This window comes from Micromonospora sp. ABR4_055 (assembly GCF_056160425.1).
On sequence record NZ_JBSWXD010000085.1, the window covers coordinates 1 to 17577 of the forward strand.

Here is a 17577-nt window from a genome sequence, read left to right on the forward strand (position 1 = left end):
CTTTTGAATGATAAGTAGACAACCGAGATCTACACCCGGAGAAGATCGTCGACAGCGTCAGATGTGGAGAAGAGACAGGTACGCCGCCGACGACCCGACGCCGGGAGCACTCGCCGCTGCAGCCTTCGGCTGCCTGGTCGCGGCGCAGCACGCCTGGCTGGCGTCCACGACCGAGCACTCACTCGCCGACCACGTCGACCGGGCGATGGCGGCCCTCAGCCCGCGCTAGGTGGCCGCGTCGCTACCAACGCAGCGGCGGAGTCGCTACCAGCGCAGCGATGGAGTCACTTCCATCGAAAATGGACGAACAGTCGGCCGAAGTTCTTCGAGTCCTTCTCCACCCGGTGGTAGAGCTGCTTGACGTCCTTCTGGTCGAGGAACCGCAGCACCCGCTTCTTCAGCTGGCCGGAGCCCTTGCCAGGGATGATCTCGACGAGGGTGGCCTTCTTGGCCACCGCCTCGTCGATGACGCCCCGCAGCGCCCGGTCGATGTCCTGGCCACGGTTGTAGATGTCGTGCAGGTCCAGTTTGATCTTCACGACACCCTTCCGTTGACCTTCGCCTCGACCCGGCGCAGCGCGGCCAGGTAGTCCGAATGCTCGGAACGCATGGCAGCGGCGAGCCGCAGGTGCCGCAGCGCCTGCGACGGCCGACCGAGCCGTTCCAGGGTACGACCCAGCACGTGATGGGCGTAGTGGTCACTCGGGTCGCGGTCGATCAGCTCGCGCAACTGCTCCTCGGCCCGGCCGAGCTGCGCCGACTTGAAGTAGGAGCGGGCCAGCAGCTGGCGGACCGCCGAGTTGTCGGGCTCGGCGGCGATGATCGGCTCCAGCAGCCGGGCCGCCCCGGACGGGTCGCCGGACTCGAAGTACAGGTTCGCCCGGCGGTACTCCTCCAACAGATCCATGGCCGCCCCACCTTCCCGGTCGCGATCACCGACACCCTTGACGCTGGCACAACCACCGGCGGAATGCGACTGTTCCCGGACCGGACATCCGCCGGCCACCCAGCCAGCTTCGGGACGATCCGGCACAGACCAGTCAGGGTCGGAATGGTTTCAGGGATCGGACCGGTCACGCGGTCGGACCGGGTTCAGGGTCGGATCAGCGTCCAGGCCCGTACGCCGCCGACGATGCCGGCCGTGTTCGGCACCACCACCACGTCGTCGCCCATCCGGGCCACCTGCTCGGGACGGATCAGCCGCGAGTTGCCGCCGCCGAGGTAGAGCCGGTCCCAACAGAACACTGGTCGCAGACCGTCGACGACGCCGCGTACCCGCCGGGACCAGAACGCGTCGCCGAGCCGGCGGCGTTCGTGCTCGCCGACGTAGGTGTCGTAGCTCTGCCCCCAACGCACCGGCGCCTGGGACAGCTCCAGGTGCGGGGCGAGCCGGCCGCCGTCGAACAGCGCGCAGCCGAGCCCGGTGCCGAGGGTCAGAACCAGTTCGCAGCCGGTGCCGGCGACCACCCCGGCGCCGTGCACCTCGGCGTCGTTGAGCACCAGCACCGGCAGGTCGAAGGCGGCGCCGAGCGCCGTACGGGCATCGAAGCCGGACCATTCGGCGAGCAGTCCCGGGTCGACCCTGGTCCGCGGACCGGCCTTCGTTACGTAGTGCGGGGTGGCGACCACGACGCCGTGCCGGATCATGCCGGGCATGCCGACGGTGACCCGGTCGGCCGCCGGCAGCTGGTCACGCAACCCGCGCAAGGTGTCGACGAACCGTTTCGGCGGCAGCGGGTACGGGGTCGGCACCCGCAGCGGCCGGGCCCGCATGGTGCCGGCCTCGTCGAGTACGGACGCCTTGATGCCGCCGCCGCCACAGTCGATCGCCAGCGTGGAAATCATCAGCACAGTCTGCCGGTCGGCGGCTACGATCGCCGGGCCATGAGCGCCACGTTGATCGCCAGGGACCTGTCCGCCGGGCACGGTGACCGGCAACTCTTCACCGGGCTGGACCTCGTCGTCGCGCCCGGCGACGTGGTCGGTCTGGTCGGCGCGAACGGTGCCGGCAAGTCGACGCTGCTGCGGATCCTCGCCGGCACCGCCGCGCCCGAGTCCGGCACGGTCACCCGCAACCCGCCGACCGCCACCGTCGGGCTGCTGCCGCAGGAGCCGCAGCGCCGGCCGGGCGAGTCGGTACGCGACTACCTGGCCCGCCGGACCGGGGTGGCGGCGGCGCAGCACGACCTGGACGCGTCGACGCAGGCACTGGCCGACGGCCAGGCCGGCGCCGACGACGCGTACGCGGTGGCGCTGGAACGCTGGCTGGATCTCGGCGGCGCCGACCTGGCCGAACGCGCCGAGCAGGTGGTCGCCGACCTGGGTCTGACGGTGACGTTGGACCAGCCGACGACGGCGCTCTCCGGCGGCCAGGCGGCCCGCGCCCAGCTCGCGTCGCTGCTGCTCAGCCGCTACGACGTGGTGCTGCTCGACGAGCCGACCAACGATCTGGACCTGGCCGGGCTGGCCCGGCTGGAGCAGTTCGTCACCGGGCTGCGCGCCGGAGCCGTACTGGTCTCGCACGACCGGGAGTTCCTGGCCCGTACGGTGAATCGGGTGGTCGAGCTGGATCTGGCCCAGCAGCAGGTCAACCACTACGGCGGCGGGTACGCCGGGTATCTGGCCGAGCGGGAGGTGGCCCGCCGGCAGGCCCGGGCGGCGTACGAGGAGTACGCCGACACCCGGGCCGGGCTGCAGGCCCGCGCCCGCACCCAGCGGGCCTGGACGGACAAGGGGGTCCGCAACGCCCGCCGCAAGGCCAACGACAGCGACAAGTTGACCACCAACGCCCGGACCGAGGCCGCGGAGAAGCAGGCGGCGAAGGCGCGGCAGACCGAGCGGATGATCGAGCGGCTGGAGGTCGTCGAGGAGCCGCGCAAGGAGTGGGAGCTGCGGATGGAGATCGCCGCCGCGCCCCGGGCCGGCGCGGTGGTCGCGGTGCTGCGCCGGGCGGTGGTACGCCGGGGCGGGTTCACCCTCGGCCCGGTGGATCTGCAGATCGACTGGGCGGACCGGGTGGCGATCACCGGGCCGAACGGGTCCGGCAAGTCGACGCTGCTCGGTGCGTTGCTGGGGCGGCTGTCACTGGCCTCGGGCGAGTCGTGGCTCGGCCCCGGAGTGGTGGTCGGCGAGATCGACCAGGCCCGCCAGCTGTTCCTGCGCGACGAGCCGGTGCTGGACACGTTCCGGGCGGCGGCCGACCTGGCCCCCGCCGAGGCCCGTACGGTGCTGGCGAAGTTCGGGCTGCGGGCCGACCACGTGCTGCGGCCGGCGGCCACCCTGTCGCCGGGCGAGCGGACCCGCACGGCGTTGGCGTTGCTGCAGGCGCGCGGGGTGAATCTACTGGTCCTCGACGAGCCGACGAACCATCTGGATCTGCCGGCGATCGAGCAGTTGGAGTCGGCGCTGGCGTCGTTCACCGGCACCTTGCTGCTGGTCACCCACGACCGCCGGATGTTGGAGTCGGTGCGGCTGACCCGCCGGATCACCCTGGACGGCGGCGGCCCCGCACTCCGGTCGCTGCTGGACCTGTCCCTCGACTAGGAGCAGGACCAGGGGGTACGACCAGGTTGCGGGGTCGCCGCCGGGGCACTCCGGGTCAGCGGCGGTCGTCGTCCGGTGTCGGTTGCGGCAGCTGCTGGTAGATGTCCGGGATTCCGTCGCCGTCGCGGTCCTGCCGTTCCTGTTCGGAGATCCGCCGGTAGACCTTGTTGCGCCGGCTGAGGACGATGGCGGCGAGCATCGCCGCGGTCAGCGAGCCGATCAGGACGGCCGCCTTGACGTGGGCGTCGCGGTCGCTGCCGGCGCCGAACGCCAACTCGCCGATCAGCAGCGAGACGGTGAACCCGATGCCGGCCAGCAGCGACACCCCGAGCAGGTCGACCCATTTCAGCCCGCCCAGGTCGGCGCGGGTGAAGCGGGTCATCAGCCCGGTGGCGCCCAGGATGCCGATCGTCTTGCCGAGGACCAGACCGGCGATCACCCCGATCGCCACCGGATCGGTCAGCACCGAGCCGATGCCGCCGTCACGCAGCGACACCCCGGCGGCGAAGAAGGCGAAGACCGGCACGGCGAAGCCGGCGGAGACCGGCCGCCACCGGTGTTCGAAGTGCTCGGCCAGGCCGTGCTGCTCGCCCTTGCGGGGCAGCACCGGCACCATGAAGCCGAGCAGTACGCCGGCGATGGTGGCGTGTACGCCGGAGGCGTGCATCAGCGTCCAGGTGATGGCGGCCAGCGGGATCAGCGCCCACCACCAGGTCCTGCCGAACCGCAGCAGCAGCGCGAAGGCGAGCAGCGGTAGCAGGGAACCGGCCAGTGCCAGGAAGTTGACCTGTTCGGTGTAGAAGAACGCGATGATGGTGATCGCCAGCAGATCGTCGACGACGGCCAGGGTGAGCAGGAAGGCGCGCAGGCCCTGCGGCAGGTGGGAGCCGATGACGGCGAGCACGGCGAGGGCGAACGCGATGTCGGTGGCGGTGGGGATCGCCCAGCCGCGCAGCGCGCTGTCGCCGGTGTTCAGGTTGATCAGTACGTAGATGAGCGCCGGCATGGCCATGCCGCCGACCGCGGCGATCACCGGCAGCGCGGCCCGGCGTGGGCTGCGCAGTTCACCGGCGACGAATTCGCGTTTGAGTTCCAGACCGACCACGAAGAAGAAGATCGCCAGCAGGCCGTCCGCCGCCCAGTGCGCCAGGTCGACGTCCAGGTGCAGCGGTGCCCCGCCGGGCCAGGGCACGAACTGGCCCAGGTCCGTGTAGGCGTCGCCCCACGGGGAGTTGGCCCAGATCAGCGCGATGACCGCGCCGAGCAGCAGCAGCCCGCCGCCGACGGTCTCGGTGCGGAGCACGTCGCCGATGAACTTGGCTTCCGCCCAGGAGGAGAGCTGGAACGGACGCCGGGACTCCGGCGGCCTGGTTGAGTCCGACTTTTTGCTCGATCCGGACTTGTCGCCGGATCCGGAGGCCTTGGTGGGGGTCGGGTCGGTCATGTAGAGAACTCCACCTCCACGTACATGCAGCAGGTACAGCGACGCCGGTCCTGGTTGACCGGCGCGTCGATGATGATCACACTATCCGTTCCGGCACGGTTACCGAAGGTCTCCGGTTGGCGATGCCGCCGCCGGACAACCTCCGGCGCCAGTTGTGCCGTACCCCGATTCTTCCAAGGTCATGTCGCGCTGACCAGCAAGTGCGGGGTCTCTCACCGACCCCGGCCGGTGCCGCAGCCAGAGTTCGAGTTGAAGCACCGTGTAGATCTCGCCGGCGTGGTCCACCCCGGCCTGGTGCTCGTCGAGCAGCCGGCGGACCGCAGCCGGCTGGAACAGGCCACGGTCCTGGAAGGTCCGGTCGGTGAGCAGGTCCCCGGCGAGTTCGCGCAGCTCGGCCCGCAGCCAGCTGGCCAGCGGTGGCCGGGCGTCCACCGGCTCGGACGTGACCGCCCGGCCCGGCAACCAGCCGGCCGCCGCCCGCCGCGCCAGGTTCCGCCGCCGCCCCGGCACCTTCCACGATGCCGGCAGGCCGGCCACCCACTCGAGCAGTCGGTGGTCGAGCAACGGCGCCTGCAGCCGTAGTCCCGCGCCGGCCGACACGGTCGACCACCGGGCGAGTACGTCGCCCGGCAGGTATCCGTGCAGGTCCGCGTCGGTCATCCGGGTCGCCTGGGAGTCCCCTGACGAGGCGAGGTAGGCCGCCTCAGCCAGCAAACCGCTGTCCACGTTGGCGAGTTCGTCGCGCAGCCGCGCCCCGTAGAGGGCGTTCTTCTGCTCGGCGCTGCACTCGGCGACGATCCGTGCGTACCGGGTCGGTGGTGGGCAGCCGGCGACCTCCAGCAGCCGGCCGAGCCGACGCACCGGGGTTCCGGCCGTGCTCCGCCGCACCAGCGCGGCCCCGGCCCGCTGCAACCCGGGCAGTCCGGCCGGCCGCTGCGGCCAGCCGTTGAGCCAGCCGAGCAGCAGGTGGTGCGGGAACCCGCCGTACAGCAGGGCACCGCCGAGGCCGCAGAACGCCTCCGCCCGCCGCACCCCGGCGTACCGAGCGACCAGGTAGGCGGGGATCGCGGCCGGGCTGGCGAACGGTTCCTCGAACAGGCCGGCGATCTGCTGCGGTACGGCCGGGTCGAGCCCGGTCACCCGATACTCCTGGTGCTCGGTGCCGAGCGCCCGGGCGACGCCTCGCGCCGCCGCCCGCTGGTCGAGCCGGGGGTCGCCGAACCCGACCGAGCAGGTGTGCGCCCTGACGCTGGTGCTGCGGGTCACGGCGGCCGCGACCAGGGTGGCGCCGATCCCGCCGGAGAGCAGCACCTGCGGCGACCCGGTGGCCGGCAGCCGGGAGCGCACGGCGTCGACCAGCCGTTCGCGTAGCTGTTCGGCGGCCTGGTCGATACCGGGTGCCGACGGCCCGGCAGCGGCGTCGAGTGTCCAGTAGCGACGGGTGGTGACCCGCCCGTCCGCCCAGATCAGCGATGTGCCCGGGGGAAGCTTGTGGATGCCGGCGTAGATCGTCCACGGCGCGGGGACGTACCGGTAGGTCAGGTAGTGGTGCAGTGCGACCGGGTCGAGCTCCTGGCCGGTACATGGATCGGCCAGCAACGCCCGCAGCTGCGAGGCGAAGATCAACTGGCCGCCGCTGAGCCGCCAGTACAGCGTCCGCTCGCCGGTCCGGTCGGCCGCCAGTATCAGCTGGTTCCGGTCGCGGTCCCAGACCGCGATCGCGAAGTCGCCGGTCAGCCTGGTGACGGCCGCCGTTTCGTGCCGACGATACAGGTCGAGCAGGTCGGGTTGGGCGGTGCAGCTGACCGCGACCGCGTCCGTCGTGGCCGTGTAGTACGGCGACCGACCCGGGTAGCGCGGCGACCGGGCCACGGCCCGGTCCTCGTCGGACCAGCGGGCGACGATCGCCGCCCGGTCGTCCAGGTAGCGACCGGTCCGCTGAAGGTCGTGCGGGGTGCAGGCCAGGGCGAGTTGGTCGGCACTCTGGCTGCGACCGCCGGCCTCACCGACAATACCGACTATTGCTGACATATTGTGACGCTAAACCGAGTTGGCTGTGCCGGGTGCCGAGTTGTCGATCCGGTTCACCCGACGACGCCGGCCAGCCCGAGTCTCGTCTTGATTTTAGCCGATTGGCGTTATAGATCCGTAATGTCTGGTTAGCCTGGGTCTCTCAGCGATCGAGCCAGAGGTGATCACATGACCGGGCGACCTGACGATCAGGACAATCCGGCACCGGCCCGGGAGAACTGGGTTGATGCGCCCGCGCACGACCAGGGCCAGCACCGCCCCGCCACGGCGGACGACGACTGGGCCGAGTCACACCAGTGGACCATCGACCAGCAGCACGACCAATGGGCCACCACCGACCAGGCGTACGGCCAGTGGGCCACGACCGCGGACCAGCCGCAGCGGTCCGACCGGCAGCCGGGGGTCTCAGCGACCAGCCCGGTGACGTTGACCCGATCGGGCGCCGGCACCGGCCGGCACCGGCGGCCACCGGCCCGGCACGGCCGTCGCCGGCTGCGCCGCATCGCCCTGCTCGGCATCACCGGCCTGGTGGTCGCCGCCCTCGCCGGGGTGGCCGGGGTGGCCGTCGTCAGTCACTACTACCTCGGCGAGATCAAGCGGATCCCCGACCCGTTCGCCACGATCCCGGCCGACCAGCGGCCGGCACCGACGCCGGAAGGGCTGACCGTGCTGCTCGCCGGCATCGACAGCCTCGCCTCCAGCGCCACCGGCGCGGACTCCCCCGCCGGGCCGTACGGCCGGACCGACTCGCTGATGGTGGTCCGGATCACCGCCGACCGGGAGCGGGCGTACGTCGTCTCCATCCCCCGCGACTCGTGGGTGCCGGTCCCCGGGCACGGCAACCTCAAGATCAATTCTGCGTACGCGCTCGGTGGTGCCAGCCTCGCCGTACAGACGGTCGAGAACGTGACCGGGCTGCGCATCGACCACGTCGCCCTGATCGACCTCGTCGGGCTGCAGGACCTGACCGACGCGGTCGGTGGGGTGACCGTGGATATCCCGGCCGGGACGCCCGGACCGAGCCTGCAGTCGACCTGGCCCGCAGGACTGCAACGGCTCAACGGCGAGCAGGCCGTCCAGTACGTTCGCCAGCGCCACGGCCTGCCGGAGGGCGACTTCGACCGGATGCGCCGCCACCAGAACTACCTGCGCGCGCTGCTCGACGAGACCCTCGACCGGGACACCCTGACCAGCCCGCGACAGCTCGGCGCGCTGCTCGACGCAATCACCGCGACCGTCACCGTCGACGACGGCCTGACCAACGACAAACTCCGGCAGCTCGCCTTCGACCTGCGCAAGATCCGCAACGACGTCCGGTTCGTCACCGCCCCGGTGGCGGACACCGGGTACGTCGGCGACCAGTGGGTGATGTGGCTGGACCCTTATCAGGGTGTCGGCTTCTGGACCGCGGTGCGCGACGACACCTTGGAGCGGTACATCGAGCGGTACGGCGCCGAGCAGCTCGACTCGGTCGTCGTCCGCTGACCGGCCCGACCCACCGTCGGCCGACCACACCTACACCCGGGTCGTCTCGCCTGACGGACGGACCGTTGGTGCCCGGTGCGACCACCACCGGGCCAGGGCCGCGCAGACGATCAGCTGGATCTGGTGGAAGATCATCAGCGGTAGGACCAGCAGGCCGAGCAGTTGCGGACTGAACAGCACGGCCGCCATCGGCAACCCGGTGGCCAGGCTCTTCTTGGCGCCGCAGAAGACCGTCGCGGCCCGGTCGGCGTGGTCGAAGCCGAGCAGCCGGGTGACGCCGAACAGCAGCCCCATCACCACCGCCAGCAGGGCACCGACGGTGGCGCCGAGAACCAGCAGCTGACTGACGGCGATCTGCTGCCAGATCCCGGCGACCACACCGGCGCTGAACGCGGTGTAGACCACCAGCAGGATCGAGCCCCGGTCGACCACCGAGGTCAGGCTCTTGTGTCGGCCGATCCAGTCAGCGGTCCACCGCCGGGACAGCTGACCCGCGACGAACGGTAGCAGCAGCTGCCCGACGATCGAGCCGATCGAACCTGCGGTCAGCCGCAGGTCACCGGTGTTCTGCATGAGCAGCACGGCGAGCAGTGGGGTGAGCGCGACCCCGGCGATGTTGGAGAACGACGCGCTGAACACGGCGGCCGGCACGTTGCCCCGGGCGATCGAGGTGAACGCGATCGACGACTGCACCGTCGAGGGGACCACGCAGAGGAAGAGGACCCCCTGGTAGAGCTCGGCCGGCAGCAGTTGCGGGCTGATCAGCGCAACGGCCAGACCGAGCAGCGGGAAGACCACGAAGGTGGTGCTCAGCACCACGGTGTGCAGGCGCCAGTGTCGGGCGCCGGCGAGCGCCGCCGCCGGGGCGATCCTGGCCCCGTGCAGGAAGAACAGCAGGGCGATGCCGACGCTGGCGACGACACCGGCGACCGAGGCGGCGGTGCCGCGGACCGGGAGCAGCGCGGCGAGCGCCACGACGGCGAACAGCATCGCGATGAACGGGTCGATGATCAGCCAGCGGGGCCAGCGCATCCGGGTGCTCCAGGTGGACAAGGGGTTGGTCCACCCATTCTGAGCGGCTGGCCGATCAGCGGGAAAGCTGATCACCGCACTGACTGTCATCGCGTAACGCGATAGCATGCAGGTCGTGTACGAGCCTGTCCAGCTGCGCAGCTTCCTGGCGGTGAGCCAGTTGCTGAGCTTCACCCGAGCCGCCGAGCGGCTCGGTCTACGGCAGTCCACGGTCAGCGCGCACGTGCGGCGGTTGGAGGAGGCGGCCGGACGGCCGTTGCTGCTGCGCGACACGCACACCGTGCAGCTGACGGTGGACGGCGAAGCGATGATCAGCTTCGCCCGGGACATTCTCGACGCGCACGACCGGGCCCGCCGGCATTTCAGCACCACGGTGGTACGCGGCAAGCTGCGCCTCGGCGTCTCCGAGGACCTGATCTCCAGCTACCTGCCGGACGTGCTGCAGACCTTCCGCCGCCGCAACCCGCTGGTCGACGTCGAGCTGACCGTGGCGCTGAGCGGCACACTGCACCAGTTGCTGGACGCCCGGGCACTCGACCTGGTCTTCGCCAAACGCCTGGCGGGTCAGTCCCGGGGCACTCTGGTCTGGCGTGACCGGCTGGTCTGGCTGGGCGCGGCGGATCAGCCCACACCGCCACGGCGCACCGCCGGGGAACCGGTGCCGCTGGTGGTCTACCCGCCGCCGAGCATCTCCCGGGCGCAGGCGCTCGCCGCGCTCTCGTCCGCCGGTCAGCCGTGGCGGATCGCCTGCACCAGCGGCAGCCTCGGCGGGCTGGTGGCCGCCGCCCGCGCCGGCCTCGGCCTGCTGCCGCACTCGGCCCGGTTGGTGCCGGCCGGCCTGACCCCGGTGGCCCCGGCCGATCTGCCGCCGCTGGGCGAGGTGGAGTTCATCCTGCTGTCCCGTCCGGACGCCGACCCGGCGGTGGTGGCGGCGGTCAGTGAGGCGGTCGGGGCCGCCGGCCGGCCGACCGGCGGTGGCCGGGAGCGGGCTCCGCGGACCGCAGGCTGACCCCAGCCCGGATCCCCAGAGCGACAGATCCTGCTGCAAGAGGATGTCAGTTCTTGCGGCCCTGTCGGCGGGCACAGCTCGGAGCACCCCAGCCTGGCGGCCGAAACAAGCTGTTCACAGCGAGACGTCTGATTGTTACCCTCACCACATGGCTGAAACTACTTGCGATCCTTGCAGGTTCTTTCAGAGCCCTGACCTGTGCCTCCTCGCAGGCAAGCCGTCACCAGCATTGGAGCGCTGATGTCCGTACCCGGATCGACCGTGTCCAGACCGATGGCCGCCGCCGTGGCGGCCGTCATCGGAATCCCGTTGGCCGTCACCCTGCCCGCGCCCGCCACCGCCACTACCCCCGCAGCGGCCCTCGCCACAGACCCGGCAGCGGCCCCGGTCACGACCGCCGAGGCGACCGCCACCGCCGTCGGCAACGGCGACGCGATCGTGCACCTGTTCCAGTGGCGGTGGAACTCCATCGCCGAGGAGTGCGAGACAACACTCGGCCCGGACGGCTGGGGCGGGGTCCAGGTATCCCCGCCGCAGGAGCATGTGCTGCTGCCCAGCGCCGAAGGTGCCAGCTACCCCTGGTGGCAGGACTACCAGCCGGTCTCGTACCGAATCGACCAGACCCGGCGTGGCGACCGGGCCGACTTCGTCGACATGGTCGAACGCTGCCGCGACCAGGGCGTGAAGATCTACGTCGACATGGTGCTCAACCACATGAGCGGCACCGGATCGGTCGGCAGCGGGCCGGGCAGCGCCGGCACCGTCTACAGCAAGTACGGCTACCCGGACCTGTTCGGCGACGGCTCCGGCGACAGCTACGGCTACGCCGACTTCGGCCCCTGCTACCGCACCATCAGCAACTGGGGCAGCAAGACCGAGGTGCAGGACTGCGAACTGCTCGACCTGGCCGACCTCAACACCGCCGATCCGGAGGTACGCCGCAAGATCGCCAAGTACATGAACTCGGTGATCGCGCTCGGCGTCGCCGGGTTCCGGGTGGACGCCGCAAAACACGTCCAGGAAGCCCACCTGGCGGACATCATCTCCCGACTCGACGACGTGCCCGGCTTCGGCGGCCGACCCGACCTGTTCCACGAGGTGTACGGCGACGGCACCATCCCGTACACCGCATACGCGCCGTACGGCAAGGTCACCAACTTCGACTACCAGCGGGCGGTCTCCGCGGCCTTCCGCGACGGCACCATCGCCCAGCTGGCCAGCGTGCCGCACTACGGCGGGCTGACCGGCGACCAGGCCGTCGTCTTCATCGACAACCACGACACCCAGCGGGCCACCCCGACGCTCACCTACCAGGACGGCGACCGCTACTACCTGGCCGACGCGTTCATGCTCGCCCACCCGTACGGGACCCCCCAGTTGATGTCCAGCTATGCCTTCGGCCCAGTGGTCGCCCAAGGGCCGCCGAGCACCGGCGACGGCACCACGCTGCCGACCGACTGCGCCAGCGCAGAGTGGATCTGTGAGCACCGCGACGAGCAGGTCGCCGGGATGGTCGGCTTCCGCAACGCCACCGCCGGCGCCGGCATCAGCGCCGTGCTCACCGACGGCAACGGCCGGCTCGGCTTCGCCCGCGCCGACCGCGGGTACGCCGCGTTCAACGCGACCGGCAGCACCTGGAGCCGCAGCTTCACCACCAGCCTGCCGGACGGCTGGTACTGCAACGTGGCCCGGGGCACCTACCGGGCGGACAGTGGCACCTGCACCGGTGGCACGATCGCCGTCACCGACGGCGGCTTCCACGCCGACATCCCGGCGAACCGGGCGGTGGCACTGCACGTCGCGGCGCGGCTCGACTGCACCGACCCAGCCGGCTGCGGCCCGGTCGATCCGCCCCCGGGCGACGGCACCCCGGTAACGGTGACCGTGCAGACCACGCCCGGCCAGCAGGTACGGGTGGTCGGCTCGCTGCCCGAACTCGGCTCCTGGAACCCGGCCGACGCGGCACCGCTGGGCACCGACGCGGCCAGCTACCCGACCTGGACCGGCTCCGTCGACGTCCCGGACGGAACGGCGTTCGAGTGGAAACTGGTCAAGGTGGCGTCGAACGGCGCGGTCGAGTGGGAAGCTGGCGCCAACCGCAGCGGCGTCGGCGGCACCCCGCTCACCGCCACCTGGGGCCAGCCCGGCTCCGGCGGAGAGCGGCCGGGCACCGTCGCGGTCACCTTCGACGTCACCGCGACCACCTGGTACGGCCAGGACGTCCTGGTCGTCGGCTCGGTCCCGGCGCTGGGCTCGTGGGACCCGACCCGGGCGGTCGCCCTCGCTGCGGACGACTACCCGGTCTGGTCGGGCAGCGTCGCGCTGCCGGCCGGTGAGTCCTTCGAGTACAAGTACGTCAAGCGGGCACCGGACGGCACTGTCGACTGGGAGTCGGGCGGCAACCGCAGTGCCACCCCGGCCGGCGACGCGACGACCCTCACCGACACCTGGCGATGACCAAGCGGTGTACGGCGGACCGGCTCCGCGCGGTCCGCCGTACACCCGGCGGCCGAGCTGATAGCCTCGGCCCGGGTGGACGGACCGGCTGCGGACGCCTGCCGTTCGGGAGGTCACCGGTGCGAATCGGGCCGCGGGTAGCAACCGTCGTAGTCAACTACCGGCACTACGACGACACTGTCCGTTGCCTCACCTCGCTGCAGGCCAGTGACACCGCCGACCAGCGGGTGATCGTCGTCGACAACACCGAACGGGAGCACCACGGGCCCGATCTCACCGACCTGCTGGATCCGGCCGTGGAGGTCGTCTCGGCCGGCGACAACGTCGGCTTCGCCGCCGGCTGCAACATCGGGATCCGGGCCGCTCTGACGTCGTCCGCCGAGTTCGTCTGGCTGCTCAACCCGGATGCGGTCGTCAGCGCGGAGACGTTGACCCGCCTGCTGCGCACCGCCGAGGAGCATCCGGACGCCGGGATCGTCGGCAGCCGCATCCTCGACGGCGGACACCCGGCCCGCATCCTGTTCAACGGCGGCGTGATCAAGGGCCACGGGTCCACGTACCACGCCGACGCCGGGGTGTTCGATCCGTCCGTGCCGGACGGAGCGGTGCGCGACGTCGACTACGTCACCGGCGCGTGTTTCCTGATCCGGCGGGAGACGCTCCGCCAGATCGGTCTGCTCTCCGAGGACTACTTCCTCTACTACGAGGAGACCGACTACTGCCTGCGAGCCCAGCAGGCCGGCTGGCGCACCGTCCTCGCGCCCTACTCCCGGGTGTGGCACTACAAGCGGTCGGCCGGCAGGTACCCGCCGCCGTACTACGTCTACTACATGTGCCGCAACCGGATGCACTTCAGCAAGCGGTTCTTCACCGCCCCGCTGAGCGAGATCGAGTCGGAGCTCGAGGCGTTCGTCACCTGTTGGCTCCGGCAGGTCGACACCCACGCCCCGCAGTTGCGCGGCGGCTACGAAAAGCTCGTCGAACTGGCTCTCGCCGACGGCCGGGACGGTCGACTCGGCCGCCGCGACGACATCGACGCACTCGTCTCGGGCTAGCCGCAGACGGGCGGTTCGCTAACCGGGCCGGGTCGGCCCGGTAACCGGACTTGACGTGGTTGCTGTCGCTTCGCCGCCAGTCACCCCGTTGATCCAGTAAAGTTGCTGTTCAGCCACCCCCTGCGCCCCCACTACGCACCGCCCGGCCGACGAGGCCCACGGCGCACCCGCGGAGACGGCAATGAGCAGATACTCCTACAGCTTCGAGCCGGAGGACACCAACAACACCGCCGCCGCCGTCTACCGGCTGGCGGCGAGCGGCGGTCCCCGGGTGCTCGATCTGGGCTCGGGGCCGGGCATCGTCTCCGGCATGCTCGCCACCGTCGCGGGACGTACCGTCACCTGCGCCGACGTCGACACCGAGGCGCTCGCCGAGGCCCGGGCCGGCGGCGTACAGGAGACGATGGTCGTCGACCTGCGGGAACCGGACTGGCCCGGTGCGCTGGCCGGCCGCGAGTACGACGTGGTGATCCTCGCCGACGTGCTGGAGCATCTGATCGAACCGGGTTCCGTCCTGCGCGCACTGCGGGACGACAAGATCCTCGCTCCGGACGGTCTGCTGGTCGTCAGCTTCCCGAACATGGCGCACGAGTCGATCATCATCGAGTTGATGACGGGCAACTTCGAGTACACCAGGACGGGCCTGCTGGACTCGACCCACCTGCGCTTCTTCACCCGGACCAGCATGCAGACGCTGCTGGAGTCGAACGGGTTCCTGGTCAGCGCGACACACCGGACGATCCGGTCCGCCGAGCAGACTCCGCACCGCGCCCGCGCCTTCGAGATCAGCGCCGAACTGCGCCGGATGGTGGCCCAACTCGGTGCGGAGGCCGAAACCTACCAGTACGTCGTGGAGTGCCGGCCGTCCACCGAGGCGGTCCGGATCAGCCTCGCCGAGCAGCGGCTCACCGCCGAGCATTCGGCCCACCTCGACGCGCTGGCCGTCAACGAGCGGCTGACCGCGCAACTCGACGACCTGCAGCACCGGCACCGGCAACTGGACGAGCAGTTCCGCCTCGCCCAGGACCTGGTCGGCCAGGAACGACTCGACGCGCTGCAGGCCCGTGAGACGCTGCGCCGGGCCGAGCAGGAACGGACGCAGTTCCAGGCGAAGCTCAAGGACTCTCAGCAGAAGGTCAAGGAGCTGCAGGAGACGGCCACGAGGCTGCAGACCCGGATCAACAAGATGACCAACAGCAACACGTACCGGGCCGGAAAGATGGTCCGGTACGTGTTCCGGCCGAACGAGGGCCTGCGGGCCGTCAAACGCCGACGGAGCCGGTCGACCAACCGACGCGCCACGGCCGGCACCGGTGCCAGCGCCGACAGCTCGGACGGCCGAGGGGCGCCGGCCACCAACGTGCCGGCCCAGTTCCACGGGCTGACCGCTGATCCGGTGCTGTGCGACGCCTACCGGCGGGCCTGCGCAAAGGACCGGTTTCACCGCTCGGACGCGGTGCGGGTGGCGTTCTGCGTCTCCACCGTCGACCTGGACGCCGGCCGTGGCGACCTCTACGTCGCCGTCGGGATCGGCCGCTACCTGCAGCGGCACGGCTACGAGGTCGCGTACCTGCCGGCGGAGCGCTGGGCGGAGCTGCCACCGGAGACCGACGTGGCGCTCGCCATGATCCCGACGTTCGACCCGCTGACCGTGCCGGACCGCTGCCGGATCGTCGCCTGGGTCCGCAACGAGACCGACCGCTGGCGAGAGCATCCGCACCTCGCCCTGTTCGACACGGTGGTCGCCTCCTCCTCCGCCTCGGTCAGCCGGCTGCGCGAGCACTACGACGGGCCCGTCGGGTTGCTGCCGCTCGGGGTGGACACCGAGCTGTTCACCCTGCCCGGTGCCGACCAGGTCCGCGGTGGAGCGGTGACGACGGTCAACTCGTGGGGCCGGGAGCGGCACCTGTACCAGTGCCTGCGCGGGGTGGACATCACCTTCCCGTTCGTCGTCTTCGGCGAGAAGCGCGGGCTGAACTCGTACTTCTCCCGGTACGCCGGCGGCCCGACCAGCTATTTCAACCTGCCGGGCCTGTACCGGCGGGCGCTGCTGGTGCTCGACGACCTCAACCACACCACCCGGCCGTACGGCAACGTCAACTCGCGGCTGCTGGAGAGCCTGGCGGCGGGCGCGCTGCCCCTGACGAACTGTCGGATCGGGCTCGCCGAACTCGGGCTGGCGGAGCTTCCCACGTACAGCGACGCGGCCAGCCTGGGCGACCTGATCGCCCGGCTGACCGGCGACCCCGCCGGCACCGTCGCGCTGGCCGGCCAGCTGTCCGCGGTGGTACGCGAACGGCACTCGTTCGCCCGCCGGGCGGCGGACCTGCACGCGGTGATCGACGGCCTGGACCCGCAGCCGCGCCGGGCCAACAGCCGGTTCGTCGGCGCGTACCCCTACTACGTGGACAATCCGTACCAGCAGCTGCTGATGTCGGGTCTACCCGACGTCGGGGTGCGGTGGTTCCCGGTCGCCGACGCCGTCCGGGACTCCGCCGCCCCGCACCTGGCCGCTGGTCGGCTGGACAACTACGTCCTGCACGTGCACTGGACCGATCCGATCGTGCACCCGGCCACCGACGACCAGCAGGCGGCGACGCGGCTGGCCGAGTTCCAGAACCGGATCGCCGACCTACGGCGGCGGGGCGGCCGGCTGATCTGGACCATCCACAACGTCTTCCCGCACGAGTGGAAGTACCCGGAGGTGGAGAAGGAACTGGCCCGGTACCTCGCCGCCGAGGCCGACGTCGTGCACCTGCTCTGCCCGGAGACGGTGGCGGCGACCACGCCACACTATCCGTTGCCGCCGGAGAAGGTCCGGATCGTCCGGCACAGCAGCTACCTCGGGGTGTATCCCGACTCGGTGAGTCGGCTCGCGGCCCGTCGCCGGTTCGGGTACGCCGCCGACGACCACGTCCTACTGTTCTTCGGTGGGATCCGACCGTACAAGGGGGTCAGCGAACTGCTCGACGCGTTCAACGCGGCCGGCGAGCAGGACCCCCGGCTGCGGCTGATCGTCGCGGGGGCGCCGAAACGGCTCGACCCGCGCGACGGGCTGGCCGAACGCTGCGACCGTGACCCCCGGATCACCGCGATGTTCGATCCGGTCCCCGACAAGGAGGTCCAGTTCTACTTCAAGGCGGCGGACACGGTGGTGCTGCCGTACCGCACGGTGCTCAACTCGGGCAGCTTCCATCTGGCGGTCTCGTTCGGCCGCCCGGTGGTGGCGCCAAGGCTGGGTGCGTTGACCGCACTGCTGGATCCGGCGTACACCATCGGCTTCGACCCGGCGGCCCGCGACGGGCTGACCGACGCCCTGCTGGCCTCGACCGGGCTGCGCGGCAGGCACGTGGAGCTGGCTGCCCGGGCCGCCGCCCGCAGCTACCAGTTCGGCGACATGGCCCGCGACTACGCCAAGATGGTCACTGAACTGTTCGAGACCCCACACCGCGACTGAGCCGGTACGCGTGACGGCCGGTCGGACGCACCGGGCCGCACCCTGCCACTGCGGAGGGCACATT

The 17577-nt window shown here is 71.0% G+C and carries 13 protein-coding genes; 7 read left to right on the forward strand and 6 right to left on the reverse strand.

Going from position 1 to position 17577, the window contains the following annotated elements:
• The first annotated feature begins 61 nt into the window (after window positions 1-61).
• Window positions 62-229 (forward strand): acyl-CoA-like ligand-binding transcription factor, encoded by a 168-nt coding sequence (locus tag ACXAHD_RS19445; protein WP_475052257.1) that lies wholly within the window; start codon window positions 62-64, stop codon window positions 227-229.
• 55 nt (window positions 230-284) lie between these two features.
• On the opposite strand, the gene ACXAHD_RS19450 is transcribed toward ACXAHD_RS19445, so the two are convergent.
• From ACXAHD_RS19450 to ACXAHD_RS19460, 3 genes are all read right to left on the reverse strand, one after another.
• On the reverse strand, window positions 285-539 hold the full coding sequence (locus ACXAHD_RS19450) for a Smr/MutS family protein (protein WP_123606272.1): 255 nt from the start codon (window positions 537-539) through the stop codon (window positions 285-287).
• Entirely contained in the window at window positions 536-907 is a 372-nt protein-coding gene (locus ACXAHD_RS19455) for a tetratricopeptide repeat protein (RefSeq protein WP_281551962.1), read from the reverse strand. Before ACXAHD_RS19455 ends, ACXAHD_RS19450 begins: the two co-directional genes overlap by 4 nt.
• Window positions 908-1092: 185 nt before the next feature.
• On the reverse strand, window positions 1093-1845 hold the full coding sequence (locus tag ACXAHD_RS19460; protein WP_475052263.1) for an ROK family protein: 753 nt from the start codon (window positions 1843-1845) through the stop codon (window positions 1093-1095).
• Between the two features lie 39 nt (window positions 1846-1884).
• Here ACXAHD_RS19460 and ACXAHD_RS19465 point away from each other — a divergent pair, with 39 nt between their 5' ends.
• Window positions 1885-3543, forward strand: coding sequence for an ABC-F family ATP-binding cassette domain-containing protein (locus ACXAHD_RS19465; RefSeq protein ID WP_475052265.1), 1659 nt, complete (start codon window positions 1885-1887; stop codon window positions 3541-3543).
• Window positions 3544-3598: 55 nt separating this feature from the next.
• On the opposite strand, the gene nhaA is transcribed toward ACXAHD_RS19465, so the two are convergent.
• Window positions 3599-4987: a Na+/H+ antiporter NhaA gene (nhaA, locus tag ACXAHD_RS19470; RefSeq protein ID WP_475052267.1), complete on the reverse strand. Its 1389-nt coding sequence runs from the start codon at window positions 4985-4987 to the stop codon at window positions 3599-3601.
• 99 nt (window positions 4988-5086) lie between these two features.
• Window positions 5087-7018, reverse strand: coding sequence for an asparagine synthetase B family protein (locus tag ACXAHD_RS19475; RefSeq protein WP_475052270.1), 1932 nt, complete (start codon window positions 7016-7018; stop codon window positions 5087-5089).
• 168 nt (window positions 7019-7186) lie between these two features.
• Between ACXAHD_RS19475 and ACXAHD_RS19480 the strand changes: the two genes are divergently transcribed.
• Window positions 7187-8503, forward strand: coding sequence for an LCP family protein (locus ACXAHD_RS19480; RefSeq protein ID WP_281551967.1), 1317 nt, complete (start codon window positions 7187-7189; stop codon window positions 8501-8503).
• A gap of 30 nt (window positions 8504-8533) precedes the next feature.
• Here the strand turns inward: ACXAHD_RS19480 and ACXAHD_RS19485 are convergent, their stop codons facing one another.
• Window positions 8534-9556: a bile acid:sodium symporter family protein gene (locus tag ACXAHD_RS19485; protein WP_289211444.1), complete on the reverse strand. Its 1023-nt coding sequence runs from the start codon at window positions 9554-9556 to the stop codon at window positions 8534-8536.
• A gap of 94 nt (window positions 9557-9650) precedes the next feature.
• Between ACXAHD_RS19485 and ACXAHD_RS19490 the strand changes: the two genes are divergently transcribed.
• The 4 genes from ACXAHD_RS19490 to ACXAHD_RS19505 all read left to right on the forward strand — a co-directional run bounded on the left by ACXAHD_RS19490 (window position 9651) and on the right by ACXAHD_RS19505 (window position 17513).
• Window positions 9651-10544 carry a LysR family transcriptional regulator gene (locus tag ACXAHD_RS19490; protein ID WP_475052273.1) on the forward strand — a complete coding sequence of 298 codons (894 nt, stop codon included), beginning with the start codon at window positions 9651-9653 and terminating at the stop codon, window positions 10542-10544.
• A 261-nt stretch (window positions 10545-10805) separates the two neighbouring features.
• Window positions 10806-13001 carry a carbohydrate-binding module family 20 domain-containing protein gene (locus ACXAHD_RS19495; RefSeq protein WP_475052276.1) on the forward strand — a complete coding sequence of 732 codons (2196 nt, stop codon included), beginning with the start codon at window positions 10806-10808 and terminating at the stop codon, window positions 12999-13001.
• 119 nt (window positions 13002-13120) lie between these two features.
• A complete protein-coding gene (locus tag ACXAHD_RS19500; RefSeq protein ID WP_281551971.1) occupies window positions 13121-14056 on the forward strand; it encodes a glycosyltransferase family 2 protein in 936 nt (311 codons plus the stop codon).
• A 181-nt stretch (window positions 14057-14237) separates the two neighbouring features.
• Window positions 14238-17513, forward strand: a complete 3276-nt coding sequence (locus ACXAHD_RS19505; protein ID WP_281551972.1) for a methyltransferase domain-containing protein — start codon at window positions 14238-14240, stop codon at window positions 17511-17513.
• Window positions 17514-17577 lie beyond the last annotated feature (64 nt).

What these genes read in the sequence shown, in the direction of transcription:
- ACXAHD_RS19475 (WP_475052270.1), bottom strand. Translation starts at nt 7,018, where the DNA reads ATGTCAGCAATAGTCGGTATTGTCGGTGAGGCCGGCGGTCGCAGCCAG.
- ACXAHD_RS19505 (WP_281551972.1), top strand. Translation starts at nt 14,238, where the DNA reads ATGAGCAGATACTCCTACAGCTTCGAGCCGGAGGACACCAACAACACC.
- ACXAHD_RS19455 (WP_281551962.1), bottom strand. Translation starts at nt 907, where the DNA reads ATGGATCTGTTGGAGGAGTACCGCCGGGCGAACCTGTACTTCGAGTCC.
- nhaA (WP_475052267.1), bottom strand. Translation starts at nt 4,987, where the DNA reads ATGACCGACCCGACCCCCACCAAGGCCTCCGGATCCGGCGACAAGTCC.
- ACXAHD_RS19465 (WP_475052265.1), top strand. Translation starts at nt 1,885, where the DNA reads ATGAGCGCCACGTTGATCGCCAGGGACCTGTCCGCCGGGCACGGTGAC.
- ACXAHD_RS19460 (WP_475052263.1), bottom strand. Translation starts at nt 1,845, where the DNA reads ATGATTTCCACGCTGGCGATCGACTGTGGCGGCGGCGGCATCAAGGCG.
- ACXAHD_RS19445 (WP_475052257.1), top strand. Translation starts at nt 62, where the DNA reads ATGTGGAGAAGAGACAGGTACGCCGCCGACGACCCGACGCCGGGAGCA.
- ACXAHD_RS19480 (WP_281551967.1), top strand. Translation starts at nt 7,187, where the DNA reads ATGACCGGGCGACCTGACGATCAGGACAATCCGGCACCGGCCCGGGAG.